This is a genomic window from Tropicibacter sp. Alg240-R139 (assembly GCF_900537075.1).
Lineage (GTDB): Bacteria > Pseudomonadota > Alphaproteobacteria > Rhodobacterales > Rhodobacteraceae > Falsiruegeria.
In genome coordinates this window covers 43,473-68,700 of sequence record NZ_UNRA01000006.1, presented here as the reverse complement: position 1 = coordinate 68,700, position 25,228 = coordinate 43,473, and the positions used below count along the sequence as shown (strand labels likewise).

The following is a 25,228-nucleotide window of genomic DNA, read 5'->3' as shown; positions in this document are numbered from 1 at the left end:
AGATCTAATCCAACTGATCCCCTCGGACCCATTGGGCTGTGCCGAATTACCATTTGGCGGGTCAAAACGCACCACGGGGCCGAGTCGCGTTTGAGAAAGTCCGATAAGCAGCGCAGCCATTCAGGCCCCTTCAGACGCCTGGCCGCCCATTCCTCGGAAACATCGCCATAGCGTTATTGCGGATTCCGACGCGTCATCCGGCCCGAGGTCTATCATCACAAGAGCCTTGCATTACGCAGATGTTAGCGCTAACTATTCTCGCAACTGGCCCACATCGGGTCCCGATTTCGCAGGGGAGAGGCGAGATGACATTGAAAATCGCAATCAATGGCTTTGGCCGTATCGGCAGGGGTGTACTACGGGCACTTTTGGAAAGCGCGGCCGATGACATGCAGGTGGTCGCCATCAATGATCTGGCACCGGCCCAGACCCTGACCCACCTGCTCAAGTATGACAGCGTTCACGGCCGACTTGGGCAATCGGTGATGCTGGACGGTGAAACGCTTCGGGTCGGGAAACACAGCATCCGTCTGTCACAATGCCCAGCGCCTGAAGATCTGCTCTGGCAAGACGTTGACATCGCTTTTGAATGCACCGGGCGTTTTACCTCTCGCGACCAACTGCAGCGGCACCTGCAAAACGGATCAAAGCGGGTGCTGCTGTCCGCCCCTGGAACCGACATGGATCGCACCATCGTCTTTGGCGTCAATGACGATCAGCTGACACCCGACGACCTGATCGTGTCCAATGCATCCTGCACCACCAACTGTCTGGCCCCCATCGCCATGGTGTTGGATCAGGAATTCGGTATCCAGACCGGCTACATGACTACAATCCACGCCTTCACCGGCGATCAGCCGACACATGATACGCCGCACCGCGATCTTTATCGCGCGCGGGCGGCATCTGTTTCCATGATCCCAACTTCGACCGGCGCCGCGCGGGCCATATCACATGTTCTGCCCCATCTCGAAGGCCGCCTGGAAGGGTCGGCCATTCGCGTGCCTACGGCCAATGTATCGCTGGTCGACCTCAGCTTTGTGCCCCAACGCAGCGCGACTGTGGACACGGTGAATGCCGCGATCCGGACGGCCGCCAAAGGGTCATTGGCGGGCATACTGGCCTACGAAAATGACCCGCTGGTTTCGGCCGACTTCAACCACGATCCCAATTCGTCGTGTTTTGCCGCTGCGCAAACCACCGTGACGCGCGACGGCATGGTGCGCGTCGTCAGTTGGTATGACAACGAATGGGGCTTTTCCAATCGCATGCTCGACACCGGCCGCGCAATCGGACGGCTGATGCAAAGCGCAACGACAACCCGGCTGGCAAGCTGAGCCACGTCACGCCTGTTCAGCTCCCTCTTGCTGATGATCCGCAATCAGCGTTTCACGCAGCACCTGCGTGATCCGCGTCGGTTCCGGTCGTTTCCGGGTGATGATCGCAAACTGGGTTCGATAGTGCAGCTCATCCGGTTTCACCGCCCGCATTACCCCCCGTGCCCGAAATGGCTCGGCCAAATGGTCTGGCAGGAACCCGATGTAACGCCCCGACATGATCAGGACCATCAGCGCATGTTCCGATTGCACCTTGGCCGAACGGCGCAGTTTCAATTGCTGACCAATCCGCAAGTTCGGTGAATTCACACTAATGCCGACATAATTGCTGCCCCGTACATCGTCCATCGTCACATAGTCCTGATCGCCATCAAAGAACGGATGCCCGACCCCGCAATACATGAACATATGCTCGCCATAGATCGGGCTGTAGTCCAGGCTTTCCGAGGGCCGGTTCAGCGGCACGATCCCCAAATCCAGCTGCCCTTCGATCACCTGGCTTTCGATGACCGTCGGTGGCTCCATCGACAGTTCGACTTGCACGGCCGGTGCAATGTCGTTGAACTTGCTGATCGAGCGGGCGACATGGGCCTCGGGGTTGGACGCGCAAAGATCGAACAAAGCCACACGCACGGTGCCCGCAAGGTTTTCTTTGATTTCATTCACCTCGACCCGAAATCGGGTCACCGCCGCCAACATCTCATCAGCGGCTTCCAACACGCGCGCGCCTTCTTCGGTCAGTGAAAATCCCGCCGGACCGCGATGGCACAACACCAATTCCAGTCGTGTCTCCAGATCCGAAATGTGTTTCGAAATCGTGGACCGGCCGATATTCAATTCGGTTTCCGCCGCGGACAGTCCACCACTGTCAACCACCGCCTTGAAAATTCGCAACAATCTCAGATCCGAGTCACCGATCCGGGTGATCAAAGACTTCTTCTTCATTTTTACGTTCGCTTTTTATGAAACTTTGCGCGAATAAGTTTACATACGAGAAACATAAGAAACAACCTAAGACCTCCCTCACCGGAGCAGAATCGGACTGGCTCAACTCTCCCCGCGCCAGCGCGCGCTCCGGCCAAATCGACAAATGGGAGGACCTCCATGTCATTTTTCAAAAAGCTCAGCACCCTGACCGCCGCCGTTTCCATGGCAGCAATCATGGCCGCTGGCGCAGCTGACGCCAAAAACTTCAAGATCGCGGTTGGCGACGGCGCAGGTGGGACACAAGAAGCTCTGGGCAAAGCGTTCATCGCTGCTCTGGAAGAAAACACCGACCACACCGCAACCCTGTTCCTGAACGGCCAGCTGGGCTCCGAGCAGGACACCGTGAACGAAGCGGCCATCGGCACGCTGGATTTCTCGATCCTGGCGATCAACAACGTCACACCGTTCTCGCCGACCGTTGGCACGCTGACGCTGCCCTATATGATCCTGTCCCTGGAAGACGCTGAAAAGCTGACCCAAGGTCCGGTGGGCGAAGAACTGGTGGCAAACACCATCCGCGATTCCGGCGTTCGTATCATTGGCTGGGCCTATTCAGGCTTCCGTGTTCTGACCAATTCCAAACACCCGGTCAAATCGGTTGCGGATCTGTCCGACCTGGTTATCCGGACCCCCAAGAACGAAATCATGATCGCGACGTACCAGTCGTGGGGTGTGAACCCGACGCCGATGGCATGGTCGGAAACCTTTGCAGGCTTGCAGACCAAAGTTGTTGATGGTCAGGACAACCCCTACATCACCAACTACGCGATGAAGTTTGACGAAGTTCAGACCTACATCACCAACCTGCGTTACCTCTTCTCGATCGAGCCTCTGATCGTTTCTGAGGCCGTATTCCAGGACATGTCGGCTGACGACCAAGCTGCCGTTTTGGCCGCTGGTCAAGCTGCGACCCAGTTCTCGGCTCAGTATCTGCGCGATCAGGAATCCACCATCAAAACCGAGCTGCAATCGCGCGGCATGGAAATTGTTGATCCTGAGAACAACGAAGAAGAGTTCATCACTCTGGCGACCGAAGCCGTCTGGCCGAAATTCTACGACTCGGTTGGTGGCATCGACAAAGTGAATGCTGCCCTGGCCGAAATCGGCCGCGATCCGGTCAAATAAGACCCCGCAGAAAAGACCGGCAAAGAGCGCGACCCTCGCGCTCTTTGCTTTCTCAGGGAGGAGTAACAAGAAATGTTCTGGAAATTCCTGGACAACATTGAAAGCGTCATTTGCCGGATCCTTCTATCCGGATTTGTCGTCCTGTTGTTCACACAAATCATCGCCCGAGAGGTGTTCGGCTTTTCGTTCAGTTGGATCGAAGAACTATCCGTCTACATGTTCGTCTGGTTCGTCTACTTCGGCGCCAGCTACGCCGCGCTGAAAGGGGCCCATAACCGGGTGACCTTCCAGTTCCGCTTCCTGCCTGATGGCGCGATCAAATACATCGAAGCCTTTGCCGATCTCTTTTGGCTCTTCTTCAATGTCTATTTCATCTACCTGGCCTCTGATTTCGTCTTCAACAAGATGAACAAGTTCTGGAAATCCCAGACCTTGGGCATCGAGATGAAATACATCTACATGGTGCTGCCCTTTGCGTTCACGCTGATGACCATCCGCGTCCTGCAAGTGAACTATCGCAAACTGATCAAGGGCGAAGACATCGCCGACCCCGATCAGATTGATCTCGACGAAATCAAAGCTGCCACAGACGCAGCGAAATCCAAGTGATTGGGGGGGAGAAATCATGGAATCTGAAATCGTAAGCATCCTGTTTGGATCCTTCCTGTTCTTGTTGCTCATCGGCGCGCCCATCACGGTGGCGCTTGGATGTGCTTCGCTGGTCTCGTTCCTGTATCTGGGCGAGAACCCGATCAAATTCGTGCAGATCGCCTTTACCTCGGTCGGGTCCTTCCCGCTGATGGCACTGCCTGCCTTTATCCTTGCGGGCGCCTTGATGGAGGCCGCCGGCATTTCGAAACGCCTGATCAACGTGGCCGAAAGCCTTGCCGGTCCCTTCACCGGCGGAATTTCAGCTGCGACCGTCATGGCGTGTCTGTTCTTCGGCGCGATCTCGGGCTCTGGCCCGGCAACCACGGCGGCTGTGGGTATGCTGATGATCCCGGCGATGATCGACCGCGGGTACGAGCGTGGCTATGCATCGGCCATCACCGCCTCGTCTGGTGGTCTGGGTATCATCATCCCGCCTTCGATCCCGATGGTTATCTTCGGCATTGCCGCGCTTGGCTTTACCGCACCACCCGAGGCGGTCGAAAAATTCGGCACCTTCCAGTCGGTTTCGATCTCGAAACTGTTCATCGCGGGTTTTGTCCCGGCCTTCCTGATCGCCGCTTCGATCATGACGCTGAACTACTTCATGTCAAAAAAGCGCGGCTACTCCGGGTCTGCTGATGGCTGGTCCGCCAAGAACATCGGGTGCGAAATGTACCGCGGCTTCTGGTCTCTGATGGCACCGCTGGTGATCCTAGGCGGTATCTACACCGGCTTCTTCACCCCGACCGAGGCTGCGATTGTCGCGATCTTCTACACCCTGTTTGTGGGCGTGGTCATCTACCGCGAAATCACCTGGGCCAAGCTGTTCCAGTCGCTGGAAGCCACCACATGGCTGACAGGACGGGTGCTGCTGATCCTGTTCACCGCAACCGTGTTTGGCCGTCTTCTGGTGGAAAACCAGATCCCGGCGCTCATCGCGGACTCGATGCTTAGCTTTACCCAAAACTTGTACGTGATCTGGGCGCTGATCATCTTCTTCCTGCTCTTTGTGGGCATGTTCATGGAGACGCTGGCAACTATCCTGATCCTGGTTCCGGTGATGCTGCCTGTGGCCTATTCGGTGGGCATCGACCCGATCCACTTTGGTGTGGTGATGGTGTGTACCCTGGGCATTGGCTTCCAGACGCCACCACTGGGTGAAAACCTGTTCATCGCAAGCGGTATCTCGAACATCTCGATCGAAGAGATCTCGCTCCGCGCCCTGCCGTTTGCAGCCGTGAACACGATCGCGATCTTTATCATCGCCTTCTTCCCGGAACTGTCGCTGTGGCTACCACGCGTCTTTGGCTACTGACCTGAAAGGATACACTGATGGAACCAATGGTTACGCATATCCTATTTGCCACCGACCTGTCGCACAACTCGACCTATGCTTTGCGCCACGCTGCTGCGTTGGCGCAAAGCACAGGGGCCAAGATCCACGTCCTGCACGTGAACGAGCCCCTGTCGGATGACGCCAAGGTCACGATGGAGATGTTCATCCTGAACGAGGACACTCGCAAACAGGCCACCGAGCGCCGCCACGAAATGGTGCGCAAGGTCCTGGCCGAACGGCAGGCCAACTTCTGGGCCAAGTTCGAAGGGGACGACGCCAAGATCAAGGATCAGGTTGCCTCGATAGAGGTAACCGATGGCCACCCGGCCGAGGTGATCCTGCGTCGCTCACAAGAGCTGAAGTGCGATCTGATCGTGCTGGGGGCCCATGATCATGGGTTCTCGCACACATTTCTTGGAACTGTCGCAAAACGCGTTTTGCGCCGATCCACCATTCCAACCCTGATCGTCCCTCACCCCAACGACGGGTGAGGCGCGATCGCTTCTCTGACTGAAAAGGAAACCTCAAATGACCAAAACCCTGACCGCGCAGGACCTGGCCGATACGTTCGACGCGTTCAACCGTCATGACATTGACGGGGTGATGACCCATTTCGCCGATGACTGTGTGTTCTACACCGTCGGCGGTGACGAGAAATACGGCAACAAGGTCGAAGGCAAAGCCGCCATCGCCACCACGTTCTCGGGTGTGTGGGCCGGCATGAAAGACGCGCATTGGGATCACCACAGCCACTTTGTCCACGGTGATCGCGCCGTGTCCGAGTGGACCTTTTCGGGAACCGATGCAAACGGCATGCGGATCGAAGCCGAAGGCGCCGATCTGTTCACCGTACGTGACGGCATGCTCGTCGTGAAACAGGCGCTGCGCAAGTCGCGCCCGATGTTCAAAGCGTAAGCAGCGAACCCAAACCGGAGGAGTTAAGAATGGTGGACAACAGCATCCCTCGGCACTGGCCCAAAACCAGCTATGATCCGAAATACGATCCGATCATTGACGCTGGTCCGGGGCACAACCGTGATCATGCACCGACCTATTGGATTGGTACGGCGGGCACCCCGCCTGCCGATGACGGTCCTGTTTCCGGTGACATGGAAGCCGACGTTGTGATCGTCGGGTCGGGGTATACCGGCCTGTCGACCGCCATTCACCTCGCCAAGGAGCACGGCATTCAAGCCGTTGTTCTGGAAGCAAACACCGTGGCCTGGGGCTGCTCGACCCGCAATGGCGGGCAGGCCCAGATCTCGTCCGGTCGTCTCAAGCGGTCGCAATGGATCAAACGCTGGGGCGTTGACGTGGCCAAGGGCATGCATCGCGAAGTGTCCGAGGCGTTTGAGCTGTTCAATGATCTGATCGACAGTGACGACATCAACTGTGACCCGCAAACGGGCGGTCACTATTACATCGCGCACCGTGAAAAGGTAATGGCGGGCCTGCAGAACGAAAGCGACCTGCTCAACAGCACCTTTGGCTATGGCTCGCGCATCATCGGCAAAGAAGAATTGCACGCCGAGCACGTGCACGACCGGGATTCCTATGGCGCCATGTGGGAGCCCGATGGCACCTGCATTCATGCCGGTAAACTGGCGTTCGGCTATGTGAACATGGCCCGCCGTCTGGGCGTCAAGATCCACACCGGCTCGCCGGTGATGGGCTGGGAAACCAAGAACGGCATTCACCACGTCCGCACTCCAGGCGGCATTGTGAAAACCAAGAACGTGGCTCTGGCCACGGCGGGTTACACACCTCCGGGCCTGAACTCGAAAACCAAGCACCGGTTGATGCCGATCCTGTCGAACTCGATGGTGACGCGTCCGCTGACCCAATCCGAGCTGGACGATTGCGGTATCAAGACCAAATCGCCCCTGACAGATACCCGTACCCTGCGCCACTACTACCGCCTGCTGCCCGACAACCGGATGCAAATCGGCTCGCGCTCGGCTGTGACTGGGCGTGATGCGGAAAACGACAAGCACCTGCAGATGTTGCGCGCCAATCTGGCCCGCAAGTTCCCGGCGCTCGAAGACATCAACCTGGATTATTCCTGGTGGGGTTGGGTGGACGTCAGCCACGACATGATGCCCCGCATCTTTCAGCCCGACCCGAACCAGCGCGTGTTCTACGCCATGGGATACGGCGGCAACGGCGTGATGTACTCGGCTCAGGCGGGCCGCCGCATGGCGCAGCTGGTGGCCGGCAAAAAGGACGAGGCGTTCAATCTGCCCATTTTCACCTCGCCCTTGCCCAGCCACGGCCTGTTGACCCCGTTTCGACGGATGGGACAGCGGATGGCCTATGTCTGGTACTATCTCAAAGACGAAGTGATCTGATACCCTTTCCAACACAGGCCCCTTCGGGGGCCTTTTTCCTTATAGGAGACGCCCCACATGACGCATGTCATTTCCCTGTTTGACGACCCCGCCTCGCGCAGCGAACGCCGCCTTGCCGATCTGCCCGACCGCGTGACCGAAGGCGACCCACATCACAAGGTCGGCATGCATTTCACCAGTCCCGACGGCAAGTTGTCGGCCGGCACCTGGACGTCAACCCCCGGCAAGTGGCATGCCTTCACCGACAAGGACGAATACTGCTACATCGTGTCCGGTCACTGCGCGCTGATCCACGAAGACGGCACCCGCCGCGACTTCAAAACCGGCGATAGCTTCATGATCCCCGATGGTTTCCGTGGCTTCTGGGAGGTGGTCGAAACCACAACCAAGCATTTCGTCATTCGCGACACAGCGGGCTGATCGCAATCGTCGCCCTTGGCCACCCCGGCCAAGGGTCACACCTTGTCACGCCGAGAGTTTCTCGATCATGGCAAGCTTCAGCATTTTGCAGGCCACTGTGTTGCGGAACCGTGGCGCGACGTCCATGACAAGGCTGCGATCCAGGGACACTTTGTGCGGGAATGGCGCAACCAAGGCACCGGCCTGAAGCTTCGCCAGCACCAACGCTTCATGGGCCATCAATATTCCTGCTCCGTTACAGGCTTCTTCCAGGGCGACACTGAACAAGGAATGCGTTGGTCCTCGCTTGCCATCACGAGCGCTATCGGGAACGCGTTCCAGCCAATACCCCCAATCCCCGGCCCATGTGGAATCGTGGATCAGGGTTTCGCCCTCCAGATCCGAAACCGACGTCAAGCGCGCCGCGATCTCAGGTGTGCAGACAGGAAAAATCCGGTCCTGAAACAGGTCGGTCTCGGTGCTCGACAATTCCCCATGCTTGAAGAATATCGAGACATCATAAGGATCCCGCGCCAGATTGGGCGAGGTTTCAACGGCAACAACAGACACTGAAATATCCGGCGCAACACGACGCAGCTCTCCCAGCTTTTCGGACAGCCAGAGCTGCGCGATCGACGGTAAGGTCGCAATCCTAATCTTGTTGGGTGTGCTTTTGGTCCGCAGCGACTGCACGGCACTGCCCAACATGTCGAAAGCCGCAGTGAATTCAGGCAACAACTCTTCTCCAAGCGGTGTCAATTCGACGCCTCTGGTTCGCCGCACAAACAGATCGTTTTCCGCCCAAGCTTCAAGCGCCTTGATGTGTTGTGTGATGGCGCCAGGGGTCACGCAAAGTTCGTTGGCCGCGGCAGCAAAGCTTTTCAATCTCGCGGCGCTTTCAAAGGCGCGCAAAGCGTTCAGATGGGGGCCCTTGGGACGAGGCGGTGCGACAGACATCAATCACTTGGTTGAGTTTTTCTACGGCAAATAAATAGCAAATCTCATTTGCCCTGTCCACACCGTGTGGCCGAATATGGGCCCAGGCCGCCGGGCAAACCGGGGGCATCCAGACACTGTTTCACCATGAGGAACTCCGCTATGACGGCCCATTTCGACACACATGTCGCCGTTGCCGATCCGCTGATCGCGGATGCGCTGCGCCACGAAAAATCACGCCAACAGGACCAGATAGAACTGATCGCATCCGAAAACATCGTCAGTCGCGCCGTTCTTGATGCACTTGGGCACGAGATGACCAACAAGACGCTCGAAGGGTATCCCGGCAACCGGTTCCATGGCGGCGGCAAATTCGTCGACATCGTGGAACAGGCCGCGATTGACCGCGCCAAGCAGCTTTTTGGCTGCGACTATGCCAACGTGCAGCCTCATTCCGGCAGCCAGGCCAATTTGGCCGTCTTCTTTCTGTTGCTCAAGCCGGGCGACAAGGTTCTCTCGCTGGACTTGGCGGCAGGCGGGCATCTGAGCCACGGGCTCAAGGCCAACCTGTCGGGCCGCTGGTTCGAGCCGCATCATTACGGTGTCGATGCCACATCCGAAGTCATCAACTACGACGATCTGGAAACGCAGGCGGCAAAAATCCGACCCAAGCTGATCATTGCAGGCGGCTCCGCCTACCCGCGCGAAATCGACTTTGAGCGCATGGGGCAAATCGCCGAAAAGGTCGGCGCCTGGTTCCACGTCGACATGGCGCACATCGCGGGCCTGGTGGCTGGCGGTGTTCATGACAGCCCGTTTCCCCACGCCGACATCGTCACCTGCACTACGACCAAGACGCTGCGCGGCCCACGCGGGGGGCTGATCCTCACCAACAACGAGGACTGGTTCAAGCGGCTTCAGTCGGCCGTCTTTCCGGGCGTTCAGGGGTCAATTCACACCCAGGTGCTGGCCGCGAAAGCAATCTGTCTGGGCGAGGCATTGACGGGCGAATTCAAAGACTATGCCGCTCAGGTCAAGACCAACGCCCGCGCCCTGGCCCAAACCCTGCAAACCCGCGGTATTCGCATCGTATCAAGCGGGACAGACACCCATATTGTCCTTCTGGATCTCAGCTCCAAGGGGTTGACCGGCAAGCAAGCCGAGGTGATTCTGGAACGCGCCAACATCACCGCCAACAAAAACGCCATCCCCAACGACAGCCCACGCCCGCCGGAATGGGTCGGCCTGCGCCTGGGCACCGGTGCTGCAACCACTCGGGGCATGAAAGAGCCAGAATTCGCGATCTTGGGCGAAATGATCGCAGATCTGGTCGAGGCCGAAGCAGCAGGTGACAGCACCGAAACCGTGACCCGGTGCAAAGCTCAGGTATCGGGCCTCTGCGCAGCTTTTCCGGTCTACCTGTAACAGGAAACAGCGTCCTCGCGCTGCCTGCACATACCAGAACCCCGGATCTCACCGCGCGCCTTCGCGGCGGGCTCCGGGGTTCAACTGTTAGAGCTTTAACCAAGTTGGTGTCCCAACTATGAGCCTCGCCTCGATGACCTTTTCGTCCTTTTGCGACCACGCAGACGTTGGAACATTCAAGCCGCACCGCGCCAAGCTTGACACAAAACGCCTCAAACCTACCCTAGCCAAACAATATTATCGTTATTTTTGAATTTGGGGATTGAAGCTATGAAGGTTCTGATACTGGGCGGAGATGGGTTTTGCGGTTGGCCCACGGCTTTGCATTTGTCCAACAATGGTCACGACGTCATTGTCGTGGACAACCTCTCTCGCAGGGAAATCGACATAGAGCTGGAAGTGGAATCTCTCACCCCGATCCGGCCATTGGGCGAACGTTTGGCGACCTGGAAAGAGCTGACAGGCAAAACGATCAAGCACGAGCGGTTCACGGTGGGGGAACATTACCACCGCTTGCTGGCGCTGCTGAAAAAGGAAGAACCCGACGCCATCGTGCATTTCGCTGAACAGCGTGCAGCGCCTTATTCAATGAAGTCATCCTACCACAAGCGATACACAGTCAGTAACAACCTCAATGCGACCAATGATGTTCTGGCCGCAATCGTCGAAAGCGGGGTGAACAGTCACTTGGTGCATTTGGGAACTATGGGTGTCTATGGATACGGCACCGCTGGGATGAAGATCCCCGAAGGGTACCTGAAAGTACACATCGACACGGACGATGGTGAACACATCGACGCCGAAATCCTGTACCCAGCAAATCCGGGGTCGATCTATCACATGACGAAAACCCAGGATCAGCTGTTTTTCTTTTTCTACAACAAGAACGATGGGGTCCGTGTGACGGACCTGCACCAGGGGATCGTCTGGGGCACCCAGACGCCCGAAACCAAGTTGGATGAACGCCTGATCAACCGGTTCGACTATGACGGGGACTATGGCACCGTCCTCAACCGGTTCCTGATGCAGGCCGCCGTCAAGTATCCTTTGACCGTGCATGGAACAGGCGGCCAGACCCGGGCCTTTATCCATATCCGCGACACCGTGAAATGCATCGAGCTGGCGATCCTCAACCCGCCCCAGCACGGCGAGCGGGTCAATATCTTGAACCAGATGACAGAAACGCACCGTGTTCGGGACTTGGCAAAGCTTGTTGCCGACAAGACCGGAGCCGAGATTACATTCGTTGATAACCCACGCAACGAAGCTGATGAAAACGAATTGCATGTGGCCAATGATCGTCTTCTGAACCTTGGTCTGAAACCAACCTATCTTGCGGATGCGATCCTGGAAGAGGCCCGTGAGATCGCCGAGAAATACGCTGACCGCTGTGACCGTTCTAAAATCCCGTGCGTGTCGCTTTGGAACGAGCCGAAACCCTAAGCCTCGCGGATGGTCTTCCCTTCGGGGCGGACCAGCGCACCCTTTGAATACAAATGCTGGCCGTGGTCCTTGACCGTGATCGTCAGGTTGCTTTCCAGCGTGAAATAGGCGCGCAGCAGTCGGAACAGCAGATATTCCGGGATGTAGAGCAAGCCCTTGAATGACCGGTTCAACAGCGCGCATAGCACTGACATCAAGGCAGGCGCGCCAATTGCTACGGCCAGAATCGCGTGCCAAGGGATGGCGCGCGCCTCCGCTCCGGGGCCGATTGCGACCAGAATGCCAAACAGGATCATCGGCACCATCATCGCGCGCATGGCCGAGTTCAACAGCATAAAGGGCAACAACACCTTGCCCCTAACACTCATACGGCCCGAATAGATCAGATCGCGACACCGGGCTGCGACGTGAAACACGCTGCGAAACCAGCGCAATCGCTGCTCGCGCATATGCTTGTATGACGCGGGCACTTCGCTGATGAACTGGATTCTGGGGTCAACAATCAACTGATACCCCAACTCTCCGATCCGCAGTGACATGTCTGTATCCTCGCCATTCATGCCCTGGACAAAGCCACCCAACTTGCGCGGCAGCTCAGTCCGATAGGCCGCAAACATGCCCGGAACCCCCACAACCGAATTCACCGCGCTCAACCCCACCGAATAGAACCCGTGTTTAACCACAAGCTCTAACAAACGCGGTCGGTCAAAGGGGCCGCTGCCGGGGGGCACGGGCAAACCGCCAACTACGCCCACATCCGGGTTTCGCATCCTGAGCATCGCATAGATCAGCGCATCCGGGCCGATCTGCGTATCGGCGTCGATGCGGATCACAAATTCGGTCTGGGTCGCCTGCAAGGCGGCGTTCAGCGCATGGGCTTTGCCCGGTGTGCGCTCCGGGATCACCCGACCTTGGGCCGTTTGACAGGCGCTCAGCGCCTCGGTCGCCACCTCGCTGGTGCGGTCGGTCGAATTGTTGTCCATCACCAGAATGGACACCGCACCCCCATATTCCGTTGCCGCTGCGTCGATCGCAGCAACAGTACGGGTAATGATGTATTCCTCGTTATGGGCCGGAATGATGATCGTCAGCGCCGGGGTAAAGGGCGTACTGTCCACGCGCGAGGTATCGATGCGCGCCAAGATGTACAACAGCAGAAAGACCAGCGGCAGAAACAGAAACACCCCCGGCCCAATCCCCCCCAACAGGGCAAATTCGCGCGCTGCGGTGATCGTGTTGGGCAGAATATTTTCGGCCGAGATGGTCAGAACGGCCGAAATCAGCAGGATCAACACCAGCCGGAACATCATGCGCTTGTTGCGGGTTGCGCCGCGCTCAACCTCGATCCGCGACGGCATGTTGCCCCGTTCCAGCAACTTGAACGAATAGATCGCATATCCCAGGAACCCGGACAGGATTTCGATGACCTTCAGGGGCATCGGCGCATGCGCCAGCACATCGAACAACAAAGCCGTGACATCAATCAGCGCGCAGAACGCAAGATAGGTGATCGCCATGTCGGCCGTGAACCCGATCCGCCAGAGCAGTCGACCGTTAGACAACAGACCGAAGGCGATCATGTACGACAAAACAAACAGACGCAGGGGCATTGAATGCCCACCTGAAAAAGGCGCCGTGACAATATCTCCGCCTCGAAAGACGCTCTGGAACAACGCCACATGTTCCAGCGCATAAAGGCCTGCACACGAGACCAGGACAAACAGGCACAACAACACCGGCGCACGCCACATGGGCACATTCGACGAAAACCCAACTGGCGCCGAGTCGACCGAAACAAACTCGTTTTGCGACGGCTTGCTTGAGGTCGCGTTCGGCTGATCCGGCGCAGGCATCGCCCTATTCGCCTTGCGTTGCAGGAACGACGATCAAAACACTTTCCGGACGGTACAACCCAATCGCTGCCATCAACTTCGGGTCGCGCCCCTCAAACGCGAAAACCTCGGGTTTTGGCGCAGTGGTTACAACCGAATAGGCCACCCAGAATGGGCCACCTTCCCCCTTCATCCGTTCCACGGCTGACGTCAGGTTTTCGGCCGATACAATGGTCACACTCGGCTGCAAGCGGTCCAGATTATCCAACCCGCCCTCCCGGTAATCAAACGAGTTGTGCAAAAAAATCTTGGACAACGCGAGGAACCCGAAATTCAGATCATGCGCCGTGATGGGCTTTTCGATCGTCAGGGTGATCTCGGGCGCCATCGCATTCAGGACACCGGCATAAATTTCATCCGAATCCGCCCCCCTGCGGTCAAGCTGTGTGCCGACCCGGATCTTGGCGGCAGCAGGGCGACCCTGCACACATCTGCCCGTTTTTTCTTCGTCACTGATCAGGCTCACACGCAACTCGTTGTCGATGGTTTGAACATTCTGCGGCAGCGCGATGCTCTGCTCGAATGTGGTCTGAGTGGCCGGCAGGGTCCGTGAATAAACGATATCGCCATTTAGGAAAACGATCAGCAACCACGACGCTGATGTGTCCGTCGACACCATCTGCATCTTCAGATCCAATGTATCGGGCAACTGCAAGTCAGGCAGCGAAGTGCGTGAATATCGGTGAACCCAACTTGTCCGATTGCGAAACTCGCGACTGGCCGACGCGCCGTCCTGTCCAACGATGAGCAGTGGCCAGCTCAAGTTGTTATCCCCGTCCAGCTGGCGTCGGATATTTTCCTGCTGAACCACCCAATGATGCAGTTCAACCACGTCTTCGATGGGAACTTCGACGTCTATCTCGCGCGCCACTTCCTTGTCGACAAAGCTCGCTTTGGCCACAAATGGAAGCCACCGCCACGAAATTACCGGATCAGCCGAAGTAATGGCTTCAGGCGTCGTTGAAGGCCAGACAATCCGGACCGGAAACCCGGAAGAGATCAGCGCGTCGGCGGTTGAAGTAATCGGCTCGTCCAAAGCCACTCGCACATGGGTTTCAGGTTCGATCGTAACGACAACACCGCCCGTCCAATCGTCTACACATTCGGCCTTGGGGTTGCTGCCGTCGACGGTGACGCTCACGTCAATCCAGGGACGCTCCAAATCAAACGGCTCCAGCGGAATTCTGATCCGCATGTCCGTCTCACCCGGGTTAAGGACGATCTCACCCCGGCGGCGACCGTTGACTTCGAATTTCAGGCGTCCCGCCGTTTCGACCTCCATCTCGGTTTGGGCAAAGATTTCCAGCACCGCCGCCGAAAAGGCGGTATCGCGAGGCAACGGCAAGCTGAATCGGCGATGCCCCGAAAACCCGGCGAGCGCGGTCCATTCATCCGATTGCAGAACCTCCAGATCCACATGGCCGGCCTTACCCTCGATCTTGTCGGGCAGTTCGGCTTCTCCGGTTTCCAGTACGTGAACCTCGCGCCCGTCCCGAATATCCTGCAGCCCACCTGTTTCGAACAGGTCTTCGCTGCGATTAACGGCGATGGCGACAAACGCAAACAGGATCAACGCCAGAACCGCAATTCCGATAAGTCTCAATTCAGTCCCCCCTCATCCGCGCCGCCCTTGTCGCAGGTCATCAATTTGACCGCTAAAATCGCCACCGGATGCCCGTCAAAACGGCGTAGCTGTCAAAATAGTCCGCCGTATCATCATCATAGTCGTAGTTTCGGATCGTTGCATAGACTTCGAATTTTTGTGCCTTGAACTGCTGAACGACAGCCAATCCAATGGAATTCCCAACCTGATTGTTGTGCCGGGAGTCTTCATAATAATAGTAATCCAAAGAGGCCGCCGTCCAACCATAGGGCAAGAATTTGTACCAACGACGACCAAACTTGGCATAAGCATAATAGCCCGAGTTTTGTTCGATGCCGTAGGCCAGCGTCAGATTGTACCTGGATGGTTTGTGCAATATGGACCCAGACGCAATAAAGCTAAGCTGTTTTGGCCGATACTGCGTGTTGTCATACCCCCCGGCCCAGCGCACGGCAGCGGCCCCACGATAGCGCCAGTCTCCGTGCTGCCCATCATATCGAACTGCGGCATCAGCATAATATCGCCCGTCTCTGTCCTCCAGAACCTCACGGCCTGCAGCGACGGAAAAGGACAGGTTGTTGTTGATGGGCGTGTCATACCGCACCCGCAACCTGCGGCTGCTGCCAAGGGTACGAAAGCGATCCTTGATGCGGAAATTTGTCAGCGTGCCGTCCGTGCGGCGGAAATAGAACCCTCCGGCAACGTCTTTGACCGCTGCGCCCGCGACAACATTCGTCAACGACAGATCCTGCCCGGTCACACCGTCGCTGGCCATGGCCCCCTGCCCCAAATAGAACGTGCCACGGTCCGGGTGCGAAAACGAAACCTCCAGCTTGCGCAGAGGCTCGGATGCATTGCCAAAGCTCCCCGAAAACCCATCCACCTGATTGATTGCGTTGGTTTCGCCCCAAACCAACCCAACCTCTCCGCGGGCCTGAAACTGCCAGCCGTTGTTCATCGGCGTGTCATAGGTCACACCAAGACGGGACACCGATTTAGAGCTGTCCACAAACGGATAGACATCGCTGTCAGCCCCATCATCGAAAAACAAAATACCGCGGTTTATCTGACCGTAAACGTCAATGCCCTGCTGTTCTTTCTGATCCTCGGCCAAAGCAACCTGCGGCAAGATCAATACCAGCCCACACAAAACACCGGCTCCGGACAGGCGGAACAACCTGGCAACCCTGCTCAACGAAAATGTTCGGACCATGTTTGTATCCAATCAGTTTTGCGAAAAAACTCGATACTAAAACGCACAATTGCTTCTACCAACCTGATACTAGGGGCAGCACAAGGCCCCTGCCAAGAGCCCCAGACCATGAAACCTGACCGGTGGCGTTTGTTTGCCCCAAGATCTTTGCGACCTCGAAACCTGCCAGATGACCGGGCCTTTGATGGCCTCGACCGGTCCGCGCTCTTTCCGGGCGATCAGACGTATTCAAACCGTGACGGTGTGATCATCTATGTAAGAGAGCAGATATTCGGGGCGAAGCAGAAGTATTAGAAGGTTCCGTACAAAGAAAACACCACAACTTTCAGCCCAATCAAGACCTTTGATGCGCCACAGGCGTACACCCTGCTGAATGACCGTCACGAGCGCAACAAGACCATGCCACAAGTGTTGGGGCATCTGGTCACGTTCACTGAGTGTCCCGCAATTCCACCGGAAACACCGGACCCGTACCAGCGGCCAGCCAAGTAAACGTCACTTGTGCAGTTTGCGTAGGGCATACTCCAGATCACTGACCAAAAGCGGGAACGGGCGGGCGATGGTGTCGGTTTTCTTGCCGATCACTACATAATCCCAACCGGGTTTGCCCTGAGCCAATAGGACGGCGCGCGCGGCCTCGCGCAGGCGGCGCTTGGCGCGGTTGCGGGCCACGGCGTTGCCGACTTTTTTGGAACAGGTAAAGCCGATGCGAATGCCGTCCGCCTCACCCTCAGGCCGCTTGCGGGCCTGGACCAGCATCGAGGATGTGCCCTGTTTGCGGGCGCGGGCAGCTTTCAGAAAGTCGGCGCGCTTGGCCAACACCTGCATTTGTCCGCTGGTGTGCAGACAAACGGAAACCGCCGGTGGCCTGTTCCCTTGGCTGCTTGAGCCAGTCTTGGGGGCCTCCGGCGGTGTCATGTTCTGCTGAACAGAATCGCTGAGCTTATGCGCTCAGCGACTTACGGCCGCGGGCGCGGCGCGAGTTCAGGATCTTGCGGCCGGCTTTGGTGGCCATGCGTGCGCGGAAACCGTGGCGGCGTTTGCGAACCAGGTTCGAAGGCTGATAGGTGCGTTTCATCGCTCCGTCTCCATCTATTGTATCGGTCGGGTGCGGTGCAGATTCGCCCGCCCGGTGTATTCGAAGCCCGTCCTTTAAGGCTGAAAGGAAGGCAAGTCAAACCCCTGCCCGGGGAATTCCGCGCCTTTTGCAACAAAATTCACCCCAGCGCCAGTGCAATGGTTTCAGTTTTGTTGGTTTTAGCGACATTCTCTCACGAAACGGGGCGTTACGATCAACCGCCCGTGAGGTGACTGTTGTCCGGGCACGAGACACCGCATGTTTAGGGCAAGTTCACAAAAGCTCAAAGAATGCCCCAACAACCACCGGACCAAAAGATGACTGACACGACCCCCGCTGCCAAAAATGGCCTGAGCCGTCATATCCCGCTTCTGGTGATTCTTGCCGTGGCGATTGTGGGGTTCTTCACTCTGAGTGATTACCTGAGCTTTGAGACACTGCGCGACAACCGCGAAGCGCTGTTGGCCTATCGCGATGCACATTATGGCGCGTTGGTGGCGATTTTCGTGGCGGCTTATGTGGTGATCGTGGCCTTTTCGTTACCCGGCGCGGCTGTGGCGTCGATGACTGGCGGTTTCTTGTTCGGGTTGACGGCGGGGACTGTGCTGAACGTTGTATCGGCCACCATCGGTGCCTCGGCCATTTTCTGGGCCGCTCGACTGGGGCTGGGCAATTCACTGACGGCCAAGCTGGAAACATCCGAGGGCACGATCCGCAAGCTGAAGGACGGACTGCGGGACAACGAGATTTCAGTGCTGTTTCTGCTGCGCCTCGTGCCTGCTGTGCCGTTCTTTGTGGCCAATCTGGTGCCTGCGCTGGTGGGGGTAAAGTTTTCCAACTATCTGTTCACCACCGCTTTGGGCATTATCCCAGGCGCGATTGTGTTCACCTGGATCGGGGTTGGTCTGGGCGGTGTGTTCGATCGCGGCGAAACGCCGGATCTGTCGCTCTTGTGGGAGCCGTTTGTGATCGGGCCGATTGTGGGCCTCTGTATTCTGGCCGCCCTGCCGATTGGCATCAAAGCCCTGCGTGGCAAGAAAGAGATGTAAGCCGTGAAAGAGATCAAGACAGATATTCTGGTCATCGGGGCCGGATCGGGTGGGTTGTCGGTCTCGGCTGGAGCCAGCCAGATGGGCGCAGACGTGACCCTGCTGGAAGGGCACAAGATGGGCGGTGATTGCCTGAATTTTGGCTGCGTTCCGTCCAAGGCGCTGATCGCTAGCGGTAAGGCAGCTTACGGCCAGGCGCATGCGGCCCAATACGGCGTCGCGGATGTGGTGCCCAGCATCGACTACGGTGCGGCCAAGGATCATGTCCACGACGTGATTGCCCAGATCGCACCAGTCGACAGCCAAGAGCGGTTCGAGAGCTTTGGTGTCCGGGTGATCCGCGAGTTTGGCGAATTTGTCTCTCCGACACAGGTGAAGGCGGGCGATCATATGATCACTGCGCGCCGGGTTGTCATCGCCACGGGCTCGTCCCCTCTGGTGCCGCCGATCCCCGGCTTGGACAGCGTACCGTATGAAACCAACGAGACCATTTTCGACCTACGCGACAAACCCGAACATCTGCTGATTGTGGGCGGTGGCCCGATCGGGATGGAGATGGCGCAAGCGCACATCCGGCTGGGCTGCAAGGTCACGGTGATCGAAGGCGCAAAAGCCCTTGGCAAGGACGACCCCGAAGCCGCCGCCGTGGTGCTGGACGCGTTGCGCGCCGAAGGGATCGAGATCGCCGAGGACGCGCTGGCGGCCCAGATCCGAGGCACAGCCGGTGCGATTGAGATTGCCACACAAGATGGGCGCATCTTCAAGGGTTCACATCTGTTGATGGCAGTGGGACGCAAATCCAACATCGACACGCTGAACCTGCAGGCCGCAGGGATCGAGACAACACGCACGGGCATCAAGGTCGACAACAGCCTGCGCACCACCAATCGCAAGGTCTATGCCATCGGTGATGTCGCGGGCGGACTGCAATTCACCCATGTGGCAGGTTATCAGGCGGGGGTCATCATCCGCTCAGCCCTGTTTGGGCTGCCGTCCAACGCCAAAACTAGCCACATCCCCTGGGCGACCTATACTGACCCGGAATTGTCCCAGGTCGGCCTGACCGAGGCACAGGCGCGCGCTGAGCATGGCGATAAGGTCGAGGTGGCGCGGTTCGACTATCACCACAACGACCGGGCCATTGCCGAACGCAAAACCACCGGGTTCATCAAGGTGATGGTGGTCAAGGGGCGCCCTGTGGGTGTCACCATCGTTGGCCATCAGGCGGGCGAATTGATCAACTTGTGGTCGCTGGCGCTGGCCAATAACCTGAAGATGAGTCAGGTTGCTGCCATGGTTTCGCCCTATCCAACGATTGGCGAGGTTAACAAACGTGCCGCGGGGGCCTACTTCACCCCAAGGCTGTTTGAGAATCAAACGGTTAAACGTGTGGTCAGGTTCGTCCAAAGGTGGATCCCCTGACCGGGAAAGGACCTTGATGCTGAACTCGCTTTCAGGCCGGTTTTTGATCCTGACAACGGTCTTCGTGATGTTGGCCGAGGTCTTGATCTTTGTGCCTTCGATCGCGCGGTTCCGCGAGGATTACCTGCTCAACCGTCTGGAACGGGCGCAAATCGCCTCGCTGGCGCTGTTGGCCGACGACATGCTTGAGGCCAAGCTCGAGGCCGAACTGCTGGAGAACGCGGGCGTCTTTAACGTGGTACTGCGCCGCGACGAGGTGCGCCAGCTGATGCTGTCGTCGCCGATTCCGCAGCCGATCACCGAGACGTATGATCTGCGCATGGCAGGGCCCATGGTGTTGATCAAGGACGCGATCACAAGACTGTTCAACCCGGACGATCAGATCATTCGGGTGATTGGCGCGCCAGTGCGCGAGGCCGGGTTGCTGATCGAGGTGACGATGGAAACCGGCCCGCTGCGGTCGGCCATGATTGATTATGGCCTGCGTGTTCTGGCCCTGTCTGCCGTGATTTCAATCATCACGGCTTTCCTGCTGTTTCTGGCGGTACGTGTCGTTCTGGTGCGCCCGATCAAGGGCGTGGTGGACACGATGCAGCGCTACGCTCTGGCCCCCGAGGACGCCCGCGGGGTGATCCAACCAAACGCAGGCGTGACCGAGCTGCGCGAAGCCGAAGAGGCGCTGTTGATGCTGCAGACCGAGCTGACGCAAGCCCTGAAACAGCGCGAGCGTCTGGCGCAACTGGGTGGTGCCGTGGCCAAGGTCAGCCACGACCTGCGCAATATCCTGACGTCGGCGCAACTGTTCACAGACCGGATCGAAGGCAGCGAAGACCCGCTGGTGCGACGGATGGCCCCCAAACTGGTGAATTCCATCACCCGCGCGGTCAGCTTGTGCGAAAGCACCCTGGCGTTCGGGCGCGCCGAAGAACCGGCGCCGACACTGACGATGGTGCAGCTGGGGGATGTCATTGATGACGTGGTGTCCAGCGAGCGATTGGCGATTGCAGATGCCTGCGTTCAGATCAGCAACAACATCCCCGAAGATCTGATGGTTCGGGCCGACCCCGAGCAGATTTTCCGTGTGGTGATGAACCTGGTGCGCAATGCACGGCAGGCTTTGGTTGCGTCGAACAAGCCCGGCCAGATCACCGTAACCGCAGGCGAGCGGGATGACGCGTGGTGGATCGAGGTGCGCGATACAGGCCCCGGTCTGCCGCCAAAGGCCCAAGAGAACCTGTTCACCCCTTTTCAGGGCGGTGTGCGCAAGGGCGGCTCGGGTCTGGGGCTGGCGATTGCCGAGGAATTGGTGCGCGGGCACGGTGGATCCTTGATGCTAAAGCACACTGGACCTGAGGGAACGGCCTTTGAAATATGCCTGCCACGAGGTGACGGAACTTTTTGAAAGTTTTTTGACGAATCGGCTTGCGCCCCCCGAACGCTGGGACTAAATACCGCCTCACCAACGCGGACCGATAGCTCAGCTGGATAGAGTACCTGACTACGAATCAGGGGGTCGGGGGTTCGAATCCTCCTCGGTCCGCCATTTTCCTTTGAATACATAGGGAAATTTGGCGGTTTACTTCAGTTGCCCACCTACTTCCAATAGCACCAACTTTTTTGAAGTTTTGGCGCGATTGAGTAAAGACTTCATGTCATAGCTACTGTTTCGCCAAGGCGACCTAGAATGAGAAGCCTTTCTTGAAACGCTTACGCCGCTGTTCCTCGCCCCCCCTTTTTCCACGCTTGGTCCATGCTTAGAAAAGACAGGCAGGGGATCTGCAAAAGTTCAGCGGTGACCGCGAGGTTCTGAACCGCGGTGTCATTGATGTAAGAACCGACTGCGATACGTTGCTGTCCGTTTGCCAAAACACCCGACGACGCCATCGCGCGTTTGTCATCGCTGTCCCAAAGGTCACATTGCTGACGGCAGATCGGTCATCGCGCCACCTTTTCCCGCCCTACATTTGCCCTTATCTTCCGCGCATGTCGCCTCTCGCTCATATCGTTGCCCTGCCCGTGCGCGCCTACAGGCTTATCTTCAGTCCCTGGGTAGGGTTTAACTGTCGGTATCAGCCGACCTGCTCGGCCTATGCGCTAGAGGCTTTGGAAAAACACGGACCGATCAAGGGCAGCCTGCTGGCCGCGCGGCGAATCGGGCGGTGCCATCCCTTGGGCGGCGATGGCTATGATCCTGTACCTGATCCCAAAACGACCAAGGACAAAGGTTAACTCCTGCCTGTTGCATCAGCGGTGCACGCCCTGTGCACGCTTGGTGCACGCATGTCACAGCCCCTTTTGGGGGAATTCTGACAAGTGTAAACGCGCGGTGCGTTGCCCGTGAAAGTTACTGCGCCGCGCGGGCCTTGCCCGGTTGTCGCAACTCGGGTAAGCCCCGCCCATGCTGGACGATGACACAGATATCCACCCCCTCTTTGCCGGGGCGCCCTCGACAACCGAGTTCAAGAAGCTGCGCAAGCGGATCGTCCGCCATACGCGCGAGGCGATTGAACAATACGGCATGATCGAACGCGGCGCGCGCTGGCTGGTGTGTCTGTCGGGCGGCAAGGACAGCTATACCCTGCTCGCTGTGCTGCACGAATTGCAGTGGCGCGGGCTGCTGCCGGTCGAGATTCTGGCCTGCAATCTGGATCAGGGACAGCCCGGATTCCCCGCAACTGTCCTGCCTGAATTCCTGGAAAAGATGGGCGTTCCGCATCGGATCGAATATCAGGATACCTATTCCGTCGTTATGGACAAGATACCTCAGGGGCGGACGTTCTGTGCGCTCTGCTCGCGGTTAAGACGCGGAAATCTTTATAGAATTGCGCGAGAAGAGGGATGTTCGGCCGTTGTGCTGGGGCATCATCGCGACGACATCCTAGAGACGTTCTTCATGAACCTCTTTCACGGCGGGCGCCTGGCGACCATGCCGCCCAAGCTGGTGAATGAAGAGGGCGATCTGTTTGTCTATCGCCCGCTCGCACATGTGGCCGAAGCCGATTGTGAGAAGTTCGCAACAGCGATGAACTATCCCATCATCCCCTGCGATCTGTGTGGCAGTCAGGATGGTTTGCAGCGCCAGCAGGTGAAGCAGATTCTGGACGGATGGGAGTCGAACTCCCCCGGTCGCCGCCAGGTCATGTTCCGCGCCCTGATGAATGCGCGTCCCTCGCACCTCTTGGACCCCAAACTCTTTGATTTTGCAGGGCTTGAGCGGTCAGCGGAAAAAATTTCTGAAAATTCAACCGAAATTCCCGTCTTGCGTTAACGTCTGGGTCAGACTGGTTTCCTAGGGTTCTTCCAGCGTGTGAATGAGCCCCCAGCGAAAGGCCCGACCAGTAAGATGCGGATTTTGCAGTATATTTCCCAGCTCCGTACTCAGGTGCTGTCGGTATTGACGGGCCCCCCGATTCTCGCCTTCCTCCCAGCCATAACACTAGGCGCATTCTGGCTAGGCGGAGAGGCCGCACTCATCTTCGCGTCCCTCGCGTTGCCTTTGCTTTTTGCCTTTGTCGGCGCGTTGGTGAAATGGCCAAGTGCCATCCACATAAGACGCAATCGCCTAACTGGCCTTGTCCTGCGCGATGAATTTTTTCGTTCAGTCGAAGACATTTGCGCGCAAACCAAATCCTCGGGATTGAAATCTGCAAACTTCCTGATCGAAATAGACGAGCTCGAAAAGTTAACCGGTCAGTTCGGTAAGTCTACCACTGATTTGGTGATGCAACGAAGCGGCGAACGCATTCTGTCTGCCGTGCGCGATCAGGATACCGTAGCTCGACTTGATGATGGCACCTTTGCGGTATGCCTATGCCCCGTTCCTCAACTTGATCTGGAACTGTGCATACAGTTGGCAGGCCGCATCCAAAGCGCTGTCGAAGACCCGATTTCCGTCGACGGAACCTCTGTCTATGCCTCTTGTTCGATAGGGTTTTGCCAGCAATCGCGCGCACCAGGGCCAGATGCACTGGATTGGCTGGACGCCGCAAAAGTCGCGTTGCGTGAAGCAAAGGCTTGCGGACCTTCGACTATTCGCGCGTATTCCCCGGACATGCAAAAGAGAACAGCGCTTGATAGCGATCTGCGCTCGGAACTTGTCAGCGCGTTGGAGAACGGTCAGATTCAACCTTGGTACCAACCACAAATTTCAACCGACACTGGACGAGTGACCGGTTTTGAGGCTTTGGCACGCTGGACTCACCCGGTGCGTGGTGTCCTGACCCCTGACAAGTTTCTGCCAATGATCGAACAAGCCGGATTGCTTGAACGATTGGGCCAGGTCATGCTTTACCACGCACTGACCGCGCTCAAAGCGTGGGACGGCGCCGGGGTTGATGTTCCCAGGGTTGGTGTCAATTTCGCCTCGGACGAATTGCGCAATCCAGAACTGGTCGAAAAAATCCGTTGGGAATTGGACCGGTTCGAACTGACACCCGACCGCCTGTCCGTCGAAATCCTGGAAACAGTGTTCAGCAACACCCCCGATGATATCATCACGCGCAACGTCGCCGGTCTGGGCGCCTTGGGGTGCCGCATTGATTTGGATGACTTTGGCACGGGCCATGCATCAATCGCGTCGATCCGCCGATTTACGATTACGCGGATCAAAATTGACCGTTCCTTTGTGATGAAGGCTGATCGCGACCCCGAGCAGCAGCGCCTGATCGGGGCGATCCTGACGATGGCTGAACGTTTGGAATTGGAGACTTTGGCCGAAGGTGTCGAGACGGTGGGTGAGCATGCGCTTCTGGCGCAACTCGGGTGCGACCACGTTCAGGGCTTTGGCATTGGCAAGCCCATGCCTTTTGACCAGACGCTGGATTGGATTGCCGCCCATCAAGCGAAACTGCAAGATGCCCCGCGCATTGGGCGCGAAACAGGCTGAAACCGGCTTCCACGACAGCATTTCCGCTGAATTTACGCCCGGATGCGACGTGATTCCGCTTGACCTTTTGACCTGCACTCTGTTGAACCCTCCCTTGTC

Annotated in this window: 23 protein-coding genes and 1 tRNA gene; 17 read left to right on the top strand and 7 right to left on the bottom strand. The window is 57.6% G+C overall.

Annotated features, from left to right (window positions below; genetic code table 11):
• The first annotated feature begins 305 nt into the window (after positions 1 to 305).
• Positions 306 to 1,337 carry a type I glyceraldehyde-3-phosphate dehydrogenase gene (gap, locus tag G6R15_RS19435; RefSeq protein WP_164661625.1) on the top strand — a complete coding sequence of 344 codons (1,032 nt, stop codon included), beginning with the start codon at positions 306 to 308 and terminating at the stop codon, positions 1,335 to 1,337.
• Positions 1,338 to 1,343: 6 nt separating this feature from the next.
• Here gap and G6R15_RS19430 read toward each other — a convergent pair whose 3' ends face one another.
• Complete coding sequence (locus G6R15_RS19430) at positions 1,344 to 2,282, bottom strand: LysR family transcriptional regulator (RefSeq protein ID WP_164661624.1); 939 nt, start codon at positions 2,280 to 2,282, stop codon at positions 1,344 to 1,346.
• A 159-nt stretch (positions 2,283 to 2,441) separates the two neighbouring features.
• Here G6R15_RS19430 and G6R15_RS19425 point away from each other — a divergent pair, with 159 nt between their 5' ends.
• The 7 genes from G6R15_RS19425 to G6R15_RS19395 all read left to right on the top strand — a co-directional run bounded on the left by G6R15_RS19425 (position 2,442) and on the right by G6R15_RS19395 (position 8,204).
• Complete coding sequence (locus tag G6R15_RS19425; RefSeq protein ID WP_164661623.1) at positions 2,442 to 3,449, top strand: TRAP transporter substrate-binding protein; 1,008 nt, start codon at positions 2,442 to 2,444, stop codon at positions 3,447 to 3,449.
• A 72-nt stretch (positions 3,450 to 3,521) separates the two neighbouring features.
• The gene (locus G6R15_RS19420) at positions 3,522 to 4,058 is read left to right on the top strand and encodes a TRAP transporter small permease (RefSeq protein WP_164661622.1); all 537 of its coding nucleotides are present in this window, start codon (positions 3,522 to 3,524) and stop codon (positions 4,056 to 4,058) included.
• 16 nt (positions 4,059 to 4,074) lie between these two features.
• A complete protein-coding gene (locus G6R15_RS19415; protein ID WP_164661621.1) occupies positions 4,075 to 5,415 on the top strand; it encodes a TRAP transporter large permease in 1,341 nt (446 codons plus the stop codon).
• A 17-nt stretch (positions 5,416 to 5,432) separates the two neighbouring features.
• Complete coding sequence (locus tag G6R15_RS19410; RefSeq protein WP_164661620.1) at positions 5,433 to 5,927, top strand: universal stress protein; 495 nt, start codon at positions 5,433 to 5,435, stop codon at positions 5,925 to 5,927.
• Positions 5,928 to 5,964: 37 nt separating this feature from the next.
• Positions 5,965 to 6,351: a nuclear transport factor 2 family protein gene (locus G6R15_RS19405; protein WP_164661619.1), complete on the top strand. Its 387-nt coding sequence runs from the start codon at positions 5,965 to 5,967 to the stop codon at positions 6,349 to 6,351.
• 29 nt (positions 6,352 to 6,380) lie between these two features.
• Positions 6,381 to 7,784, top strand: a complete 1,404-nt coding sequence (locus tag G6R15_RS19400; RefSeq protein WP_164661618.1) for an FAD-binding oxidoreductase — start codon at positions 6,381 to 6,383, stop codon at positions 7,782 to 7,784.
• Positions 7,785 to 7,841: 57 nt separating this feature from the next.
• Positions 7,842 to 8,204 (top strand): cupin domain-containing protein, encoded by a 363-nt coding sequence (locus G6R15_RS19395; RefSeq protein WP_164661617.1) that lies wholly within the window; start codon positions 7,842 to 7,844, stop codon positions 8,202 to 8,204.
• Between the two features lie 45 nt (positions 8,205 to 8,249).
• Here the strand turns inward: G6R15_RS19395 and G6R15_RS19390 are convergent, their stop codons facing one another.
• Positions 8,250 to 9,140 (bottom strand): LysR family transcriptional regulator, encoded by an 891-nt coding sequence (locus tag G6R15_RS19390; RefSeq protein ID WP_205520582.1) that lies wholly within the window; start codon positions 9,138 to 9,140, stop codon positions 8,250 to 8,252.
• A 141-nt stretch (positions 9,141 to 9,281) separates the two neighbouring features.
• On the opposite strand from G6R15_RS19390, the gene glyA reads away from it, so the two are divergent.
• Both glyA and G6R15_RS19380 read left to right on the top strand, forming a co-directional pair.
• A complete protein-coding gene (gene glyA / locus G6R15_RS19385) occupies positions 9,282 to 10,544 on the top strand; it encodes a serine hydroxymethyltransferase (RefSeq protein ID WP_205520580.1) in 1,263 nt (420 codons plus the stop codon).
• 270 nt (positions 10,545 to 10,814) lie between these two features.
• Entirely contained in the window at positions 10,815 to 11,987 is a 1,173-nt protein-coding gene (locus G6R15_RS19380; protein WP_164661615.1) for an NAD-dependent epimerase/dehydratase family protein, read from the top strand.
• Here G6R15_RS19380 and G6R15_RS19375 read toward each other — a convergent pair.
• From G6R15_RS19375 to rpmH, 5 genes are all read right to left on the bottom strand, one after another.
• Positions 11,984 to 13,840, bottom strand: a complete 1,857-nt coding sequence (locus tag G6R15_RS19375; RefSeq protein ID WP_164661614.1) for a glycosyltransferase family 2 protein — start codon at positions 13,838 to 13,840, stop codon at positions 11,984 to 11,986. The genes G6R15_RS19380 and G6R15_RS19375 overlap by 4 nt on opposite strands.
• A 4-nt stretch (positions 13,841 to 13,844) precedes the next feature.
• Positions 13,845 to 15,482 (bottom strand): hypothetical protein, encoded by a 1,638-nt coding sequence (locus G6R15_RS19370; protein ID WP_164661613.1) that lies wholly within the window; start codon positions 15,480 to 15,482, stop codon positions 13,845 to 13,847.
• A 52-nt stretch (positions 15,483 to 15,534) separates the two neighbouring features.
• A complete protein-coding gene (locus G6R15_RS19365) occupies positions 15,535 to 16,695 on the bottom strand; it encodes a porin (RefSeq protein WP_164661612.1) in 1,161 nt (386 codons plus the stop codon).
• A gap of 495 nt (positions 16,696 to 17,190) precedes the next feature.
• Positions 17,191 to 17,613: a ribonuclease P protein component gene (rnpA, locus tag G6R15_RS19360; protein ID WP_164661611.1), complete on the bottom strand. Its 423-nt coding sequence runs from the start codon at positions 17,611 to 17,613 to the stop codon at positions 17,191 to 17,193.
• 25 nt (positions 17,614 to 17,638) lie between these two features.
• On the bottom strand, positions 17,639 to 17,773 hold the full coding sequence (rpmH, locus tag G6R15_RS19355) for a 50S ribosomal protein L34 (protein ID WP_005632162.1): 135 nt from the start codon (positions 17,771 to 17,773) through the stop codon (positions 17,639 to 17,641).
• A gap of 317 nt (positions 17,774 to 18,090) precedes the next feature.
• On the opposite strand from rpmH, the gene G6R15_RS19350 reads away from it, so the two are divergent.
• The 7 genes from G6R15_RS19350 to G6R15_RS19320 all read left to right on the top strand — a co-directional run bounded on the left by G6R15_RS19350 (position 18,091) and on the right by G6R15_RS19320 (position 25,129).
• Positions 18,091 to 18,822 carry a TVP38/TMEM64 family protein gene (locus G6R15_RS19350; RefSeq protein WP_164661610.1) on the top strand — a complete coding sequence of 244 codons (732 nt, stop codon included), beginning with the start codon at positions 18,091 to 18,093 and terminating at the stop codon, positions 18,820 to 18,822.
• Positions 18,823 to 18,825: 3 nt separating this feature from the next.
• Complete coding sequence (locus G6R15_RS19345; RefSeq protein WP_164661609.1) at positions 18,826 to 20,244, top strand: NAD(P)/FAD-dependent oxidoreductase; 1,419 nt, start codon at positions 18,826 to 18,828, stop codon at positions 20,242 to 20,244.
• 16 nt (positions 20,245 to 20,260) lie between these two features.
• Positions 20,261 to 21,646 carry a sensor histidine kinase gene (locus tag G6R15_RS19340; RefSeq protein ID WP_164661608.1) on the top strand — a complete coding sequence of 462 codons (1,386 nt, stop codon included), beginning with the start codon at positions 20,261 to 20,263 and terminating at the stop codon, positions 21,644 to 21,646.
• 64 nt (positions 21,647 to 21,710) lie between these two features.
• Positions 21,711 to 21,787, top strand: a tRNA-Arg gene (locus tag G6R15_RS19335).
• Between the two features lie 440 nt (positions 21,788 to 22,227).
• Positions 22,228 to 22,473 (top strand): membrane protein insertion efficiency factor YidD, encoded by a 246-nt coding sequence (yidD, locus tag G6R15_RS19330; RefSeq protein ID WP_164661607.1) that lies wholly within the window; start codon positions 22,228 to 22,230, stop codon positions 22,471 to 22,473.
• 169 nt (positions 22,474 to 22,642) lie between these two features.
• Positions 22,643 to 23,512, top strand: coding sequence for a tRNA 2-thiocytidine(32) synthetase TtcA (gene ttcA, locus G6R15_RS19325; RefSeq protein ID WP_164661606.1), 870 nt, complete (start codon positions 22,643 to 22,645; stop codon positions 23,510 to 23,512).
• A 75-nt stretch (positions 23,513 to 23,587) separates the two neighbouring features.
• Complete coding sequence (locus G6R15_RS19320) at positions 23,588 to 25,129, top strand: bifunctional diguanylate cyclase/phosphodiesterase (protein WP_164661605.1); 1,542 nt, start codon at positions 23,588 to 23,590, stop codon at positions 25,127 to 25,129.
• Positions 25,130 to 25,228 lie beyond the last annotated feature (99 nt).